This window comes from Massilia eurypsychrophila (assembly GCF_002760655.1).
GTDB lineage: Bacteria > Pseudomonadota > Gammaproteobacteria > Burkholderiales > Burkholderiaceae_D > JAFCUW01.
This window is the reverse complement of sequence record NZ_PDOC01000007.1, coordinates 131437-147724: the sequence shown is the minus strand read 5'-3', so window position 1 is coordinate 147724 and position 16288 is coordinate 131437. Positions and strand designations below refer to the sequence as shown.

The following is a 16288-nucleotide window of genomic DNA, read 5'->3' as shown; positions in this document are numbered from 1 at the left end:
CAGCATGAGCTACGATCCTTTCGACCATGAATTCGCACGCGGCATGCACAACCGCCGCACCGTGCTGGGCGACGCCTGGGTCGACAAGTCGATCGCCAACGCCAACAGCTTCACCGCCGAATTCCAGGACATGATCACTCGCAATGCGTGGAACGACATCTGGGGTCGCCCGGGACTCGACCACAAGACGCGCCGCACCATCGTCCTGGCGATCACCACGGCGCTGGGCTGCTGGGAAGAGTTCGAGCTGCACGTGCGGGCGGCGCTGCTGGCGCCCGACGACAGCCGGCTGGGGCCCGACGACATCAAGGAAGTGCTGATGCAGTCGGCCATCTACGCCGGCGTCCCCGCCGCCAACACCGCCTTCAGCCATGCGCAGAAAATCCTGCGCGAGCTTGCGCCGCAAATCGGCTACGCGCTCGAGCCGATGTCGCCGGCGTCAGTCTGCCATCCCGGCATCGGCCACGAAGGCCGCACCACCAGCCTGCCGGCGCTGCACTACAGCGTGCGCGCGCCGCGCAGCGGCAAGGCGCCGCGCCACACCGTGGTGCTGAGCCACGCGCTCGGCTGCGACCTGACCATGTGGGATCAGCTGGCCAACGAGCTGGCCGCCGACTGCCGCGTCATCGCCTACGACCATCGCGGCCACGGCAGCTCGGACACGCTGCCCGGCATGGCGACGATGGCCGATCTGGCGGACGACGCCGCGCGCCTGCTGCGCGAACTCGATTCCGGTCCGGTAGTGTGGATCGGCCTGTCGATGGGCGGCATGGCCGGCCAGGAACTGGCGCTGCGCCATCCGTCGCTGGTGCGCGCGCTGGTGCTGGCCAATACCACCTCGGGCTATCCGGAAGCGGTGCGCGCGGTATGGGAGCAGCGCATTGCGACAGTGGGCGAACAAGGGATGGACGTGATTGGCGACGCCGTGATGGGGCGCTATTTCCATGACGCTTTCCGCGCCGAGCACGCACCGATCGTCGCGCGTTTTCGCCGGCGCCTGGTGACGACTGACGCGCCAGGCTACATCGCCTGCTGCAATGCGGTCGGCAGCGTCGACACCACCGCGCGGCTCGGCGCCATCGCGGCGCCGACGCTGGTCATCGTCGGTGAACTCGACCAGGGCACGCCGGTGTCGATGGCGCAGCAGCTGGCCGACGGCATCCCCGGTGCGCAGCTGCAGGTGCTGGCCAACGCGTCGCACCTGAGCGCGATCGAGCAGCCGCAGGCATTTGCCGCAGCCATAGTCCGCTTCCTCGCTACCATCTAGCGCGATAGATATCGTTAACGTACAAACCGTCGTGCCCGCCATTTGACGGGCGCGACGGTTTATGGGTCAACGCAGTGACTACACGCCCGGATCGCGCACCTTCTCGACCTTGTCGAATTCGACGTTGAACATCGCGCCGCCAACCATCTCGCCGCGGCGGATATAGACGTTCTGGATGATGTCGCGCGTGTTGGCGTCGATCGACACCGGGCCGCGCACGCTGGTCCACGCCATGCCCTTCATCGCCGCGATCAGCTTTTCGCCATCGCTGTCGCCGCCGGTCTTGATCAACGCCTGGTACAGCAGGTGCATGCCGTCGTACGCGCCAACCGAGTGGAAGTTCGGCCGCATGCCCTTGTTCGCCTTCATGAACGCGTCGACGTACGCCTTGTTCTCCGGCGACGGATGCGCGGCCGAATAGTGGTGGCTGCTGACGACGCCGTTGGCGGCGCTGCCGATGGAGGTCAACAGGTCGTCGTCAAGCACGTCGCCGGTGCAGATCAGGCGGATACCGGCAGCGGCCAGGCCGCGGTCGGTGAACTGCTTGAGCACCGCGGCGCCTTCGCCGGACGGCACGAACACGAACAGCGCATCGGGCTTGGCGTCCTTGACGCGTGCCAGGAACGGCGCGTAGTCCGGATTGCGCAGCGGCGCGCGCAGCGATTCGACCACCTTGCCGCCGCCTTCGGAGAAGCGGCTGATGAACACTTTCTCGGCGTCGATGCCGGGACCGTAGTCGCTGACGAAGGTCGCTACCGTCTTGATCTTGTTCTTCGCCGCCCACTCCGCCATTGGCGCGGTGACCTGCGCCAGCGTGAAGCCGGTGCGCACGATGAACGGCGAGCGCTGAGGAATCACCGACGTCGCGGCGGCCATCACGATCATCGGCACCTTCGCCTGCGTGGCAACCGGCGCCGCGGCGAACGCCAGCGGAGTTAGGCCGAAGCCGGCCAGCACTTCGACCTTGTCACGCGAAACCAGTTCCTGCGCCAGGCGCTTGGTGGTGTCGGGTGCGACGCCGCCGTCGTCCTTCAGCAGGATCTCGATCTGGCGGCCGGCAACGGTGGAGCCGTGCTTCTGGATGTACAGCTTGACGGCGGCTTCGATCTGGCGGCCGGTGGAGGCGAACGGGCCGGACATCGGCACGATCAGGCCGACCTTCAGTGGTCCGGCAGTGGCGCCGAACGCGAGCGACGGCAGCAGGCCGGCCGACAGCGCGGCGGTCGCCGTGCCGAGCATCAGGTGGCGGCGTTGTTTGTTGATTGGTTCAGTCATGTTGTCTCCATTATCGTTTTTGGATGGCGGGGGATTTACAGGTCAAGCGACAGCACTGCGCTTTTCGAGCGTGAACAGCAAGGGGTAAACTGGTCGTTGGCGGCACGTTCCTCGTCCGTCAGGTAGACGTCGCGGTGGTCCGGCACGCCGCCCGTCACGCGCGTCAGGCAGGTGCCGCAGACGCCCTGCTCGCACGACACCGGAATGTCGATGCCGTGTTCGGCGAGTACCTCGACCACAGTGCGGCCCGGTGGAATCGTGAACACCTGGCCGCTGGAGGCGAGCTTGACGTCGAACGCGGTGTCGCCGGCTTCGTCCACCGGTGCTGCGCTGAAGTACTCGCGGTGCACTTGCGCGGCCGGCCAGCCGAGCGCTTTGGCCGCGCCCAGCACATGGTCGATGTAGCCGCCCGGTCCGCACACGTAGATATGCGTGTCGGCGCGCGGCGCGCCGAGCACCGCGGCGCAATCGAGTTTTTGCGCGGCGTCGCCGCTGTCGTAGTGCACGTGCACGCACGCGGCATATGGCGCCGCGGCGATGCGCTGCAGGAAGGCGGCGCGTTCCGGCGTACGCGCGCTGTAGTGCATCTCGAAATCGGCGCCGGCGCCGGCCAATGCTTCGGCCATCGCCAGGATCGGCGTGACGCCGATACCGCCGGCGAACAGCAGGCTGCGGGCAGCCGGCTCCAGCGGGAAGTGGTTTTTCGGCGCGCTGATGGTGATCAGGTGGCCCGCTTCGATCTCGTCGTGCATCGCGGTCGAGCCGCCGCGCGAGGATGGATCGCGCAGCACCGCGATCAGGTAGCGATGCCGCTCCTGCGGCGGATTGCACAGCGAGTACTGGCGCAGCAGGCCGTCGCGCAGGTGCACGTCGATGTGCGCGCCGGCCTCGAACGCCGGCAGCTGCGCGCCATCGGCGGCCACCAGCTCAAAGCTGCTGATGCCGTCCGCCTCGCTGACCTTGCGCGCGACGCGCACCTGCAGCGTGCTCACGACAGCTGCTCCCTGGCCAGCCACTTGTCGAGCACCTTGCGCGACTGCACACCGCCGGCGTCGATATTGAGCGCCAGCAGTTTGCGGTCCGGGTACTTCAGGTGATTGGCCTGCTGCAGTTCGAGCATCTGGCGGTCTTCGCTGAAGATCTGGTGCTGGCCGTTGCGAATCGTGTCCGTCAGCGCGGCGTCGTCGGCCTTGAAGTTACGGGCCATGCCCCAGAAGTACCAGTGCGACGTTTCGGTTTCCGGCGTAATGAAGTCGACCACGATGGACGACGCCTTGACCGCGGCCGGCGCATCGTAGCCGCCGTTGCCGGCGTGGGCCACGCCGACTTCGATCATCACGTGCGACGGCGGCGAAAAGCGGCACACCTGCCAGCGGTCGACCGGCACGTCGTCGGCCAGGCCATTGCCGCGCAGGGCGGCGCGCCAGAACGGCGGCGCGCTGATGTTTTCCATGTAGCGGCTGGTGATCACCTGCTCGCCTTCGACGCGGGTGGCCACCGGCGACTCGTCGATTTCCTTCTGACCGATGGAAGACGCATGCACGTACGTTTCGTGCGTCAGGTCCATCAGGTTGTCGATCATCAGGCGGTAGTCGCAGTTGATGTGAAACAGTCCGCCGCCGTAGGCCCACTCGGGATTGTCGGCCCACTCGAGGTGATGGATCTGCGCCGAGTCGGCCAGCTCCTTTTCGCCCGGCCAGACCCAGATGAAGCCATAGCGCTCAACGACTGAGTAGCTGCGGATGCATGGGAAGCCGCGCACGCGCTGGCCCGGCATGCTGACGGTCTTGCCGTCGCAGCCCATCTCGAGGCCGTGATAGCCGCATACCAGCTTGCCGTCGCGGACAAAGCCGAGCGACAGCGGCGCGCCGCGGTGCGGGCAGAAGTCCTCGACCGCGGCCACCTTGCCTTCGGCGCCGCGGTAGAACACGATCTTTTCGCCGCATACCTGGCGCCCGAGCGGCTTGTCGGCGATTTCGTCCGGGGTGCACGCCACGTACCATGCGTTTTTAGGGAACATGCTGGTCTCCTCCTTCATATTTATTCGAATATTCAGTACACTGAATATGAAGCCAAGTATACTGCGTTGACCGGCGAAGTAAACGCCCGATTCGAACTTTCCATGTTGCGACGCACAGGACCATGACCAGCAAGCTTCCTACCGACGACACCGACCTGACCCGGCTTGATGAGCACCCGGGTCACCTGCTGCGCCGCGCCCAGCAGATCTCGGTCTCCATGTTCCACGACGAAGTCGGCGGCGAGCTGACGCCGGTGCAATTCGCCATGCTGCGCTGCCTGGCCGACCACCCCGGCATCGACCAGGTGTCGCTGGCCGGCATCGCCGCGATCGACACCTCGACCGGCGCCACTGTGTGCGCGCGGCTCGAGGAAAAGGGCCTGCTCGAGCGTAAGGTAATTCCGCACAACCGGCGCCAGCGAGCGCTGACCATTACGGCCGAAGGCGAGCAGCTGCTGGCCAGCCTGGTGCCGGCCACGCGGCGCGTTCGTGACCGCTTGCTGGCGCCGCTGACGGCGGGCGAGCAGCAGCTGTTCATGGAGCTGCTCGACCGGCTGGTAAGCGACAACAACGAGCAAAGCCGCGCGCCGCTGGCCAGGCGCGATCGGTAGGGCTGTCGACCGAGGGGTCCGACCCGATTTTTCTGTTGGGGTCTGACCCCGGTGTCGCCGGCGCCTGCGAATCCGGGGTCAGCCCCTAAGAGAAGCAACGGGTCAGGCCCCTGCTGCTGCTGCTGTTATGCCACCGAGACCAGGCGATCGAGTTTGTCGCCGTCGGCTAGCAAGCTGGCGCTGTCGGAGTCGTGTACGATGCGGCCGCGGTCGAGCACAATGGCGCGCTCGGTCAGCGACAGCGCCAGGCGCGCGTGCTGCTCGACCACGATGACCGACATGCCTTCGTCCTTCACCAGGCGCCGCACCACGCGCACCAGCTCCTGCACGATGATCGGCGCCAGGCCCTCCATCGGCTCGTCGAGCAGCAGGATGCGCGGGTTCGTCATCAACGCGCGCGCGATCGCCAGCATTTGCTGCTCGCCGCCGGAGAGTTCGTTGCCCATGTTCTGGCGCCGCTCCAGCAAACGCGGGAAAACTTCGTAGACCTTCTGCAGCGTCCACGGACCGGGACGCGCCACCACCGTCAGGTGCTCTTCCACCGTCAAGGTCGGGAACATGTGGCGCTCCTGCGGCACCCAGCCCAGGCCCGCGCGCGAGCGCTTCCAGGTCGGCACCTTGGCCAGGTCGCCGCCGTCCCAGCGGATCGCGCCGCGGTGCAGGCGCGTAATGCCCATCAGCGTCACCAGCAGGCTGGTTTTGCCGACGCCGTTTCGGCCCAGCAGCGCCAGGCTGTCGCCCTCGTTCATCGCGAACGACACGTCTTCGAGCACGATCGATTCGCCATAGCCGGCGCTGACCTTCTCCACTGCCAGCAACTCACGCATGTTCGGCCTCCCCCAGATAGACTTCCTTGACGCGCGGATCGGCCGAGATTTCGGCAGGCGTCCCCTCGGTCAGCACTTTGCCGCCCACCATGACCGTGATGCGGTCGGCGAATCGGAACACCAGTCCCATGTCGTGTTCGATGAACACCACCGTGACGTCGCGCGGCAGCTGGGCGATCACCTCGAACAGCTCCTTGCTTTCGGCCGACGGGATGCCGGCGGCCGGCTCGTCGAGCAGCAGGATCGACGGTTGGGTCGCCAGCGCCAGCGCGATTTCCACCAGCCGCTGCTTACCGTACGCCATGCTGCGCGTGACGGTGTTAGCTTCCGCCGTCAGCTTCAGCGTCGCCAGCAGCGCCATCGCCTCGTCGACCACGTCCTGGTGGCTGGCCACGGTCTTGTACCAGACGCCCTGCAGGCCGCGCCGCTCGCTTACCGCCAGCACCACCGACTCGAGCACCGTCATGCCGGCGAACAGGGTGTTGATCTGGAAGGTGCGCGTCATGCCCAGCTTGACGCGTTCGTGCTGCGCCAGGTGGGTGATGTCGGTGTCGCCCATCCAGACCTTGCCGGCGGTCGGCGCCAGGCCGCCCGTCAGCAGGTTGATGAAGGTGGTCTTGCCGGCGCCGTTCGGACCGATCAGCGCATGGCGCGCACCCGGCTGGAACGCCAGGCTGACGTCGCTGTTGGCGGCGAAGCTGCCGAAGCTTTTCGACAGCGCCTCGGTGCGCAGCGTCTGCGCGCCCGGATTGGAGGCGGGATTCATGCTTTCTCCTTGACGAACAACTGCTTGAGGCGATCGAGGCCGCCAAGGACGCCGCCGCGCGCGAACAGCACGATCAGCACCAGCAGCAGGCCGATGTAGAACTGCCAGTAGGCGGGATTGAGGCCGGCGATATAATCCTGCGCCACCATGAAAACGATTGCGCCGATCAGCGCGCCGTACAGGCGGCCGGTGCCGCCCAGGACCAGGATGATCAGCAGTTCGGCCGAGCGCGGAAAGCTCAGCACATCGAGCCCGACGAACTGGGTGGTCTGCGCCAGCAAGGCGCCGGCCACGCCGGCGACCGCCGCGCTGACGGTAAATATCGCGCGCAGCCGGCGGTTGACGTCGACGCCGATGGCCGGCATGCGCCGTCCACCTTCGCGGATGCCGACCAGACTGAGGCCAAACGGCGACTGCACCAGGCGCCGGATGACGACGAACAGCAGGAACAGGACAACGAAGCTGTACACGTACGCCGTCTTGCCTTCCAGGTCGAACTCGAACACGCCGAACAGCTTGCCGACCATCATGCCGGACAGGCCGTCGACGCCGCCGGTGATGAAGGCGGCCTTGTTGGCCGCTTCGAACAGCATCAGACCGATGCCGAGCGTGACCATCAGGCGCGTCAGGTCCTGGCCGCGCACCACCAGGAAGCCGGTGATATAGCCGAACAGCGCGGCCACCGCCGCAGCCGCCAGCAGGCCGCTGATCGGCTCGCCCCAGCCGTGCACCGCCAGCAGGCCGGCGGTGTAGGCGCCGAGGCCGAAGAACGCGGCGTGGCCGAGCGAGACGATGCCGGCGTAGCCGAGAATCAGGTCGAGCGACAGCGCGAACAGCGCGACGATCATGATCTGGCTGATCAAAACCAGGTAGCCGGTAAAGGCAAAGTACGCCGCGACGGGCAGCAGCCAGAAGGCGATTTCGAGTGCCGACCAGCGGCCGTTGGCCAGCCGCGGTACAGGCGCGGCCAACTTCGCCGACACCGGTGCTTCATTCATGATGCTCATGCTTTCCTCCGGATCAGGCCAGCGGGGAAGGCGATCAGCAGCACGACCATCAGGCCGTAGATGACGAAGGCGCCAACCTGCGGCACGTAGTATTTGCCGGCCACGTCGAACACGCCGAGGATGATCGCGGCGAGCAGCGGGCCCTTGATGGTACCGGCGCCGCCGACGGCCACCACCAGCAGGAAGTACACCATGTACTTGACCGGGAAGGTCGGGTCGAGCCCCAGCACGTCGATGCCGAGGCCGCCGCCAAGGCCGGCGAGGCCGGAGCCGAGCGCGAACGTCAGGCTGAACACGCGGCTGACGTTGATGCCAAGGCCGGCGGCGGCGGTCTGGTTGTCGACCGACGCGCGGATCTGCGCGCCGAAGCGGGTGCGCTCGATCAGCAGGCCGAGTGCGATTGTCACCAGCACGACGACGCCGATCAGGAACAGGCGGTAGGCGCCGACGTCCATGCCGAACAGCGGCACCTGGCCGCGCAGCCAGTCTGGCAGCACCACCGGTTGCTGGGTCGGGCCGAAGAAGAAGGTAGCGCCCGCGACCGCCATGAAGGTCAGGCCAATCGAGAACAGCACCTGGTCGAGATGGCTGGCCTTGTACAGGCGCCGGTACAGCAGGCGCTCGAGCACGAAGCCGACCAGCGCGGCGGCGATGAACGCCAGCGGCAGCGTGGCGATGAACGGCACGCCAAGGCGCGACAGCAGCATGACGCTGACGTAGCCGCCCAACATGGCGAAGGCGCCGTGCGCCAGGTTGATGAAGTTCATCATGCCCATCGTGACCGACAGGCCCACGCTGATGAGGAACAGCAGGCTGCCGTAGGCGATGCCGTCGAACAGCACGCCGATGAAGTTACCTAGCATGGCCGGGCCCTCCCCTTGCGCGTGACGCGAGTGTGATTGTCATTGCTGTCTCCTTCTCTTCTTTTGTATGTCTATTATTTCCGCCAGCGGCGGATCAAACGCGTTCGATGACGATGGCGATGCCCTGCCCCACGCCGATGCACATCGTGCACAGGGCGTAGCGGCCGCCGCTGCGATGCAGCTGGTACATCGCCGTGGTGACCAGCCGCGCGCCGCTCATTCCGAGCGGGTGGCCCAGCGCGATCGCGCCGCCGTTCGGGTTGACGCGGGCGTCGTCGTCGCGCAGGCCGAGCATGCGCATCACCGCCAGGCCCTGCGAGGCAAACGCTTCGTTCAGTTCGATCACGTCCATCTGGTCGAGCGTCATGCCGAGACGCGCCAGCAGCTTCTGGGTGGCCGGCGCCGGGCCGATGCCCATCACGCGCGGCGCCACGCCGGTGGTGGCCATGCCGACGATGCGCGCCTTAGGCGTCAGGCCGTGGCGATCGGCCGCGGCGGCGCTGGCCAGCAGCAAGGCGCAGGCGCCATCGTTGACGCCCGACGCATTGGCCGCGGTGACGCTGCCGTCAGGGCGCACGACGCCTTTGAGCTTGGCCAGCGCTTCCATGGCGGACAGGCGCGGATGCTCGTCGTGTTCGAAAATGATCGGGTCGCCCTTCTTCTGGGCCAGCTGCACCGCGACAATCTCCTGCGCCAGGATGCCGTCCTTCTGCGCGCGCGCGGCCTTGGTCTGGCTGTTGAACGCGAACAGGTCCTGGTCGGCGCGGCTGATGGAAAACTCCTCGGCGACGTTTTCGGCCGTCTCCGGCATCGCGTCGGTGCCGTACATCTTCTTCATCAGCGGGTTGACAAAGCGCCAGCCGATGGTGGTGTCGTAGATGGCAGCCTGGCGCGAAAATGCCGTGTCGGCCTTGCCCATGACGAAAGGCGCGCGCGTCATCGACTCGACGCCGCCGGCGATCATCAGGTCGCAGTCGCCGGCGCGGATTGCGCGCGCCGCCGAACCAACAGCGTCCATGCCGGAGCCGCACAGGCGGTTGACGGTCGACCCGGGCACATCCTGCGGCAGGCCGGCCAGCAGCGCCGACATGCGCGCGACGTTGCGGTTGTCTTCGCCGGCCTGGTTGGCGCAGCCGTAAATGACGTCGTCGATGGCGCTCCAGTCGACGCCAGGATTGCGGCGCATCAGTTCGCGCAGCGGCAGCGCGCCCAGGTCGTCGGCGCGGATGTCTTTCAGCGCACCGCCGTAGCGGCCGATCGGGGTGCGGATGGCGTCGCAGATAAAGGCGTCGTTCATGGCTGTGCTCCAGGTGCTTGTTTGATTAATGTGGCGCCGGTGCGCGACTGCAGTTCGGCGAAGTCGAGGCCGGGCGCCATTTCACGCACCGCCAGGCCGGCCGGCGTGATGTCGAGCACGGCCAGGTCGGTGTAGATGCGGCTGACGCAGGCAACGGCCGTCAGCGGATAGCTGCACTGGTCGACGATCTTGCTTTCGCCCGTCTTGGTCTGGTGGTCCATCATCACGAACACCTGGCGCGCGCCGAGGGCCAGGTCCATGGCGCCGCCGACGGCGGGAATGGCGTCCGGCGCGCCGGTGTGCCAGTTGGCCAGGTCGCCGTTGGCGGAGACCTGAAAGGCGCCGAGCACGCAGATGTCGAGGTGCCCGCCGCGCATCATCGCGAACGCGTCGGCGTGGTGGAAGTAGGCGCCGCCGGTGAGCAGGGTGACCGGCTGCTTGCCGGCGTTGATCAGGTCTTCGTCTTCTTCGCCGGGCGCCGGCGCAGGGCCCATGCCGAGCAGGCCGTTTTCGCTGTGCAGGAAGATCTCGCGGTCGGCCGGCAGGTAGTTGGCGACCTTGGTCGGCAGGCCGATGCCGAGGTTGACGTAGGCGCCTTCGGGGATATCTTGCGCCACGCGGGCGGCGATCTGGTCACGCGTAAAAGGAACGATCACACAGCCTCCCGGACGACACGTTGAACGAAAATTCCGGGCGTGACGATCGCTTCCGGATCGAGTTCGCCCAACGCCACTACTTCGCGCACCTGCGCGACGGTGATTTTTGCGGCGGCCGCCATGATGGGGCCGAAATTGCGCGCCGTCTTGCGGTACACCAGGTTGCCCCAGCGGTCGCCGCGGTGCGCCTTGATCAGCGCGAAGTCGGCGTGGATGGGAGACTCGAGCACGTAGTGGCGGCCGTCGATGAGGCGCGTCTCCTTGCCTTCGGCGAGCAGGGTGCCGTAGCCGGTCGGCGTGAAGAAGCCGCCGATGCCGGCGCCGGCGGCGCGAATGCGCTCGGCCAGGTTGCCCTGTGGGGTCAGTTCGAGTTCGATCTCGCCGGCGCGGTACAGCGCATCGAACACCTGCGAATCGGCCTGGCGCGGGAACGAGCAGATGATCTTGCGCACGCGCCTGGCCTTGAGCAGCGCGGCCAGGCCGGTCTCGCCATTGCCGGCGTTGTTGTTGACGATGGTGAGGTCGCGCGCGCCCTGCGCGATGAGCGCGTCGATCAGCGCGGACGGCATGCCGGCGTTGCCGAAGCCGCCGATCATGACGGTGGCGCCGTCGGGCACGTCGGCCACGGCGCGCTCAAGGGATTCATAGGTCTTGTCGATCACGAGTTGTCTCTTCTATTAAGTGTTCGCTTGTAAATCGTCGAAATGTGTTCGATAATCGAACTAATGTTTTACTACCGCACAAATGAAGTGTAGCGAACCGCCCCCGCCGCGGTCAAGCGAAACATGCGATGAACACAAACGGCGGCCACTCGACTAGAATCACGCCCACTGGCGCGGCAAGGCGGCGCCCGCAAGGACTCTGACAAGCACATGGCCAAGACAACCCCCAAACCAGCAGCGGCCACACCGGCGACGGTGGCCGATGCGCCCGAGCGCAGCATCGCCGAAGAGATCGATGCGCTGACCGATCCGAGCTTCATGACGTCGCTGGCGCGCGGCCTGGCGGTGCTGCGCGCGTTCAGCGATTCGCGGCGCGCGCTGACGATCGCCCAGATCAGCCAGAAGACCGGCATCCCGCGCGCGGCCGTGCGGCGCTGCCTGCACACGCTCAAGCAGCTCGGTTACGCCGAGGCGGAGATGAACAATTTTTCGCTGCGCCCAAAAGTGCTCACGCTCGGCTACTCGTATCTGTCGTCTACGCCGCTGGCGGTGTCGTCGCAGCCTTACCTGAATAACGTCAGCCGCGCGCTCAACGAATCGTGTTCGCTGGCGGTGCTCGACGACAGCGAGGTGCTGTACATCGCCCGCTCGGCGACGTCGCGCGTGATGTCGGTGGCGCTCAATGCCGGCAGCCGGCTGCCGGCCTACTGCACTTCGTTAGGGCGCGTGATGCTGGCCCATCTCGAGCCCGATGAACTGGACGCCTACTTCGCCCGCACCAAGCTGCGGCCGATGACCGAGCGCACGGTGGTGTCGCAAAAACGCCTGCGCGAGATTCTCGCCGGCGTGCGGCAGCAGGGTTACGCGATCAATGACGAGGAGCTGGAACTGGGACTGCGCTCGATCGCGGTGCCGGTGCGCGGCGCGTCGGGCAAGGTGCTGGCGGCACTGAACGTTGGCGCGCAGGCGGCGCGCGTGAGCACAACGCAGATGGAGACGGAGTTTTTGCCGGTGCTGCAGCGTGGGGCGCAGGAGCTGTCGATACTGCTGCCCTAAGGTTGGCCGATAGTTGTTCCAACGACCATTATTCGGGACGCTGCTTTAGCGTAGTAAAGCCCAGCTAGATGAAAGGGTTCACCGATGTCATCAGAGATCCACCCAATGGCCAGTTTCCTCGCGCACGGCCTACTGCTAGTTTTAGCACTGGGCGCGTTTGCGTTAGGTGCAGCCTTGTATTTTTCCGGGTCGGCTGTCACCACCTGGCAGTGGGTGCTGATTGCCTGCGTAGGCACATTTTCATTTCTGTCCGCTTGTTTTGAGTCGTCAACAGGTGCGGTGGCCAGCGTTCTGATGTTCTTCCGTCCTTAAGCTTGCAGCGCAAGGATTCAACCCAATCACTCTACCGGCAGTGAATCCCGCTGGTGTGTTGCTAGAAGTACGACAGTTGCCCCGCGGCCCTTATGAAATGACGGTGAGCTTTACCTGGCACGCATGAATTTCTAGTACATCACCCGATTGCATCTCGATTTCGTACTGCCCAGCCTTTGGTTGGCACGCCGAGTTGATTGACTGGGATCGTCCCCATGGGTAAGTGCGCGGCAACGTGACCCTCGAGACACCCGAGAACGTCAGCATGCAGTCTGATAACTGACTGTGCCTGACCGTCAGGATGCATGTGCCATCTACCCATACGAAGTGAACCGAAACTAACGTGGCGTCGTGCAGGCCGAAGTCTTCAATCATACTTACCTGCTTATGAAAATAAGAATGGGGCAACATGAAATAGTCATGTAACGCATCTGTCACCCTTAGCTTGCACCCTTCTGCATGAACACCGAAAGCGGATCCTCCGGATAATCTCCAAACGGCCCGCGGCACTGGTAACCCAGGCGCTCATACAGGATGAGCGCTTCACGCATCGTCGGGCCCGTCTCCAGCATGAAAGTGCGGCATCCTTGCTGCTCTGCTTTCGCTTCCAGGCTTTCGATCAGCCTGCGCGCGACTCCCTTGCCACGTGCCGTCGGGCGCACATACATCCGTTTGATTTCGCCATATTCCGGCTTGATGACGATGGCGCCACAGCCTATCGGCGCGCCGTCGGTAGTGCGAACTACCGCAAACAGGACACTAGGATCGAGCAGCGATGCCATGTCCAGCGCGTAGACGTTTTCGGGCGGATAAAGCGAATACAAGTATGCATCCAGTTCACCGATCAATTCGTGTACATCAGGTTGATCTGGGGTTTCGAATGCAATCTGCATGAGCCGCTTCCGCTATCGTTGTGGGGGATTGAAACAGTTTATCACTGCCTTGCCCAGGCGCCGGCAACCGGCGGGGCGGCCGCTCGATACCTGACGATGCCAGACCAAAAAAAAGCGGCCGAAGCCGCCTTTTTTTTCATCAACGCTTAGAACATGTGGCGCAAGCCGCCCATCAAGCCATTTTGCGTCTTGCCCGCACCAACCGTGCCGCCGGCATCCAGCGCCACTGCCGACGTACCCTTGTTCTTCATCTGGCCAATCGCAGCGTACACTGCGGTGCGACGGGAGAAGTTGTAGGTCGCGCGCGCGGCCATGAAGGTGACGTCGTTCGGGCTGTCCTTGGTGTCGCGCTTTGCGACCTGGGCGTCGATCACCACCGCCGGCGTCAGCGGGTGGCTCACGCCGAAGTAATACAGGTTCGAATCGGAGGGACCGGTGACGGCATTGAGCTCGCGCGCGATGATGCCGGCGCCGAGCTTGGTGGCGCCCAGCATGGCGTAACCGTTCAGCGTGGTGCGCTTGTCGGTGTTGGCGCTGCTGGAGAGCCCGCCTGCTGCACCGGTGTTGCCGTACAAAACGTCGTACGAGGCGCTGACGCCGAATGCCTTGGTGTCGTAAGCGAGCATGCCGGTGACCTGGCGGCAGGCTTTCGAGTTGCCGGCCACTTCGCCGGCGCAGTTGGTGGCGGCAGGTCCGCCGGCGGCGGAAGTATCGCGGCCGGTGCTGTAGGTGGCGCCCACGGTCACGCCCGAAAATACGCCGAGGTAGCCGATGGCGTTGTCGCTGCGCGAGTTCGGCAGGTAGCCGTCGATGCTGCCGATGGCGAACAGGTTCGGTCCGAGCACGTCGGCCTTCTGCGGCGCCAGGTAGGTCATGTTGTTCTGGCGGCCCAGCGTGAAGGTGCCGAAGGCGCCTTTCAGGCCGACGTTGGCCTGGCGGCCGAACAGGCGGTTGCCCTGGCCGATGGCGCCGCTGTCGAGGCCGAAGCCGTTTTCCAGCACGAAGAACGCCTGCAGGCCGTTGCCCAGGTCTTCGGTGCCGCGAAAGCCGATGCGCGACGGGAACGAGCTGGTCAGCGAAGGCATCTTGAGGATATTGTCGCCCGCCGCGTTGATGTTGGTGGTGTAGACCAGGCCGCTGTCGACGATGCCGTATACGGTCACCGAACTCTGGGCCATGGCCGCACTTGCGCACAGGCCGCAAAGCAAGGCGCAAGCGCTGCGAATCGTGTTATTCATTGTGTTGTCTCCTCCGGGTTGTAGAACTGGGCCCTGCTGAAGCAGGATATTAGTTACCAAATTGTTTGTGCGGTAATCGAACAATCGGTTGTTTATCGAACGCTGATTGGATACTATTGTTACCGCGACGCATTGTCAAGAACACAGTTCCGTTAGTTCATGAGACAGTGTCGTCCGCGCGCGACAATGCATGCCGGTTTCGATTGGCAGGCGCCGCGCGCCCCAAATCAAACACACCGGAGACAGAAATGACAATCAAAAACACCGCGGCACTGGCAGCGCTGGCTGCAGCGACGATGCTCGGCGCGCCGCTGGCGCAGGCGCAGGACACCATCAAGGTCGGCTTGATCGCGCCGTTCTCCGGCCCGTTCGCCGACTACGGCAAGCAGATGGAAGGCGGCATCAAGGCGTACATGGCGTTGCATGGCGACACCGTCGGCGGCAAGAAGATCCAGATCATCATGAAGGACACCACCGGCCCGGCGCCGGAAGTGGCCAAGCGCCTGGCGCAGGAACTGGTGGTGCGCGAGAAGGTCGATTTCCTGGCCGGCTTCGGCCTGACGCCGGAAGCGATGGCGGTCGCGCCGATTGCCGAGCAGTCGAAGACGCCGATGATCATCATGAATGCGGCGACGTCGGTCATCACCACCAAGTCGAACTACATCGCGCGCTTCTCGATGACGCTGCCGCAAATTTCGGCGCCGATGGGCACCTGGGCGAGCAAGAACAACATCCGCAAAGTGGTCACGCTGGTGGCCGACTACGGTCCCGGCATCGATGCCGAAACCGCGTTCAAGGAGACGCTGGTAAAAGGCGGCGGCACCGTGACCGAGGCGATCCGCGTACCGCTGAAGAATCCCGATTTCTCGCCGTTCATCCAGCGCATCAAGGATGCCAAGCCGGATGCGGTGTTCGTGTTCGTGCCGGCCGGCGAGCAGAGCATCGCGTTCATGAAGGGCTACCGCGAGCGCGGCCTGGCCGAAGCCGGCATCAAGGTCATCGGCACCGGCGACCTGACGGACGATCACGTGCTGCCGGCGATGGGCCCGGCAACCCTGGGCGTGATCACCACGTTCCACTATTCGGCGGCGCACAAATCGCCTGAGAATGCGGCGTTCCTGAAGAGCTTCGCCAGCGCCAACCCAAGCGGCGGGCGGCCGAACTTCATGGCCGTCGGCGCGTACGACGGCATGGCGGCGATCTACGAAGTAGCGCGCAAGCTGAACGGCAATATCGACGGCGACAAGGCGATGGCAGTGCTGAAGGGGATGAAGCTGAACAGCCCGCGCGGCCCGATCATGATCGATCCGGCCACCCGCGACGTCGTGCAGACGGTGTATGTGCGCAAGGTCGAGCAGGTCGGCGGCGAACTCTACAACGTCGAGTTCGACAAGTTCACCGACGTCAAAGATCCGGGCAAGTAAACGCAAAACCGGGGTCAGACCAACTGGTCTGACCCCGGTGCAGGCCGATGCCGTAGCGTTCGACGCTTTTACGTTACGGCATGGGCGAAGGCGAGTGGCAGCAGCACGTCGCTG

At 65.1% G+C, this 16288-nt stretch carries 17 protein-coding genes; 5 read left to right on the top strand and 12 right to left on the bottom strand.

The window, feature by feature from the left end:
- Window positions 1–4: 4 nt before the first annotated feature.
- Entirely contained in the window at window positions 5–1267 is a 1263-nt protein-coding gene (gene pcaCD / locus CR105_RS13730) for a bifunctional 4-carboxymuconolactone decarboxylase/3-oxoadipate enol-lactonase PcaCD (protein ID WP_099789024.1), read from the top strand.
- Between the two features lie 78 nt (window positions 1268–1345).
- On the opposite strand, the gene CR105_RS13725 is transcribed toward pcaCD, so the two are convergent.
- Genes CR105_RS13725 through CR105_RS13715 form a run of 3 tightly spaced genes read right to left on the bottom strand, consistent with a single transcriptional unit; the run spans window position 1346 to window position 4562 of the window.
- Window positions 1346–2542, bottom strand: a complete 1197-nt coding sequence (locus tag CR105_RS13725) for an ABC transporter substrate-binding protein (protein WP_099789023.1) — start codon at window positions 2540–2542, stop codon at window positions 1346–1348.
- A gap of 35 nt (window positions 2543–2577) precedes the next feature.
- The gene (locus CR105_RS13720; protein ID WP_099789022.1) at window positions 2578–3534 is read right to left on the bottom strand and encodes a PDR/VanB family oxidoreductase; all 957 of its coding nucleotides are present in this window, start codon (window positions 3532–3534) and stop codon (window positions 2578–2580) included.
- The gene (locus CR105_RS13715; protein ID WP_099789021.1) at window positions 3531–4562 is read right to left on the bottom strand and encodes an aromatic ring-hydroxylating dioxygenase subunit alpha; all 1032 of its coding nucleotides are present in this window, start codon (window positions 4560–4562) and stop codon (window positions 3531–3533) included. Before CR105_RS13715 ends, CR105_RS13720 begins: the two co-directional genes overlap by 4 nt.
- A 122-nt stretch (window positions 4563–4684) precedes the next feature.
- Here CR105_RS13715 and CR105_RS13710 point away from each other — a divergent pair, with 122 nt between their 5' ends.
- Window positions 4685–5173, top strand: coding sequence for a MarR family winged helix-turn-helix transcriptional regulator (locus CR105_RS13710; protein WP_099789020.1), 489 nt, complete (start codon window positions 4685–4687; stop codon window positions 5171–5173).
- 125 nt (window positions 5174–5298) lie between these two features.
- On the opposite strand, the gene CR105_RS13705 is transcribed toward CR105_RS13710, so the two are convergent.
- The 7 genes from CR105_RS13705 to CR105_RS13675 all read right to left on the bottom strand — a co-directional run bounded on the left by CR105_RS13705 (window position 5299) and on the right by CR105_RS13675 (window position 11251).
- The gene (locus tag CR105_RS13705) at window positions 5299–6000 is read right to left on the bottom strand and encodes an ABC transporter ATP-binding protein (RefSeq protein WP_099789019.1); all 702 of its coding nucleotides are present in this window, start codon (window positions 5998–6000) and stop codon (window positions 5299–5301) included.
- Window positions 5993–6766 (bottom strand): ABC transporter ATP-binding protein, encoded by a 774-nt coding sequence (locus CR105_RS13700; RefSeq protein WP_099789018.1) that lies wholly within the window; start codon window positions 6764–6766, stop codon window positions 5993–5995. The genes CR105_RS13705 and CR105_RS13700 overlap by 8 nt, the downstream gene beginning before the upstream one ends.
- Window positions 6763–7773, bottom strand: a complete 1011-nt coding sequence (locus tag CR105_RS13695) for a branched-chain amino acid ABC transporter permease (RefSeq protein ID WP_099789017.1) — start codon at window positions 7771–7773, stop codon at window positions 6763–6765. Before CR105_RS13695 ends, CR105_RS13700 begins: the two co-directional genes overlap by 4 nt.
- Window positions 7770–8636 (bottom strand): branched-chain amino acid ABC transporter permease, encoded by an 867-nt coding sequence (locus CR105_RS13690; protein WP_099789016.1) that lies wholly within the window; start codon window positions 8634–8636, stop codon window positions 7770–7772. The genes CR105_RS13695 and CR105_RS13690 overlap by 4 nt, the downstream gene beginning before the upstream one ends.
- A gap of 94 nt (window positions 8637–8730) precedes the next feature.
- Window positions 8731–9933, bottom strand: coding sequence for a 3-oxoadipyl-CoA thiolase (pcaF, locus tag CR105_RS13685; protein ID WP_099789015.1), 1203 nt, complete (start codon window positions 9931–9933; stop codon window positions 8731–8733).
- Window positions 9930–10589, bottom strand: a complete 660-nt coding sequence (locus CR105_RS13680) for a CoA transferase subunit B (protein WP_370660683.1) — start codon at window positions 10587–10589, stop codon at window positions 9930–9932. The genes pcaF and CR105_RS13680 overlap by 4 nt, the downstream gene beginning before the upstream one ends.
- Window positions 10586–11251, bottom strand: coding sequence for a 3-oxoacid CoA-transferase subunit A (locus CR105_RS13675; RefSeq protein ID WP_099789014.1), 666 nt, complete (start codon window positions 11249–11251; stop codon window positions 10586–10588). The genes CR105_RS13680 and CR105_RS13675 overlap by 4 nt, the downstream gene beginning before the upstream one ends.
- Window positions 11252–11461: 210 nt before the next feature.
- Between CR105_RS13675 and CR105_RS13670 the strand changes: the two genes are divergently transcribed.
- Entirely contained in the window at window positions 11462–12307 is an 846-nt protein-coding gene (locus tag CR105_RS13670) for an IclR family transcriptional regulator domain-containing protein (RefSeq protein WP_099789013.1), read from the top strand.
- A gap of 105 nt (window positions 12308–12412) precedes the next feature.
- Entirely contained in the window at window positions 12413–12619 is a 207-nt protein-coding gene (locus CR105_RS27800; RefSeq protein ID WP_131021729.1) for a hypothetical protein, read from the top strand.
- Between the two features lie 440 nt (window positions 12620–13059).
- Here the strand turns inward: CR105_RS27800 and CR105_RS13660 are convergent, their stop codons facing one another.
- Window positions 13060–13512: a GNAT family N-acetyltransferase gene (locus tag CR105_RS13660; protein ID WP_099789011.1), complete on the bottom strand. Its 453-nt coding sequence runs from the start codon at window positions 13510–13512 to the stop codon at window positions 13060–13062.
- Window positions 13513–13658: 146 nt separating this feature from the next.
- A complete protein-coding gene (locus CR105_RS13655) occupies window positions 13659–14750 on the bottom strand; it encodes a porin (RefSeq protein WP_099789010.1) in 1092 nt (363 codons plus the stop codon).
- A gap of 248 nt (window positions 14751–14998) precedes the next feature.
- Between CR105_RS13655 and CR105_RS13650 the strand changes: the two genes are divergently transcribed.
- Window positions 14999–16174 carry an ABC transporter substrate-binding protein gene (locus tag CR105_RS13650; protein WP_099789009.1) on the top strand — a complete coding sequence of 392 codons (1176 nt, stop codon included), beginning with the start codon at window positions 14999–15001 and terminating at the stop codon, window positions 16172–16174.
- Window positions 16175–16288 lie beyond the last annotated feature (114 nt).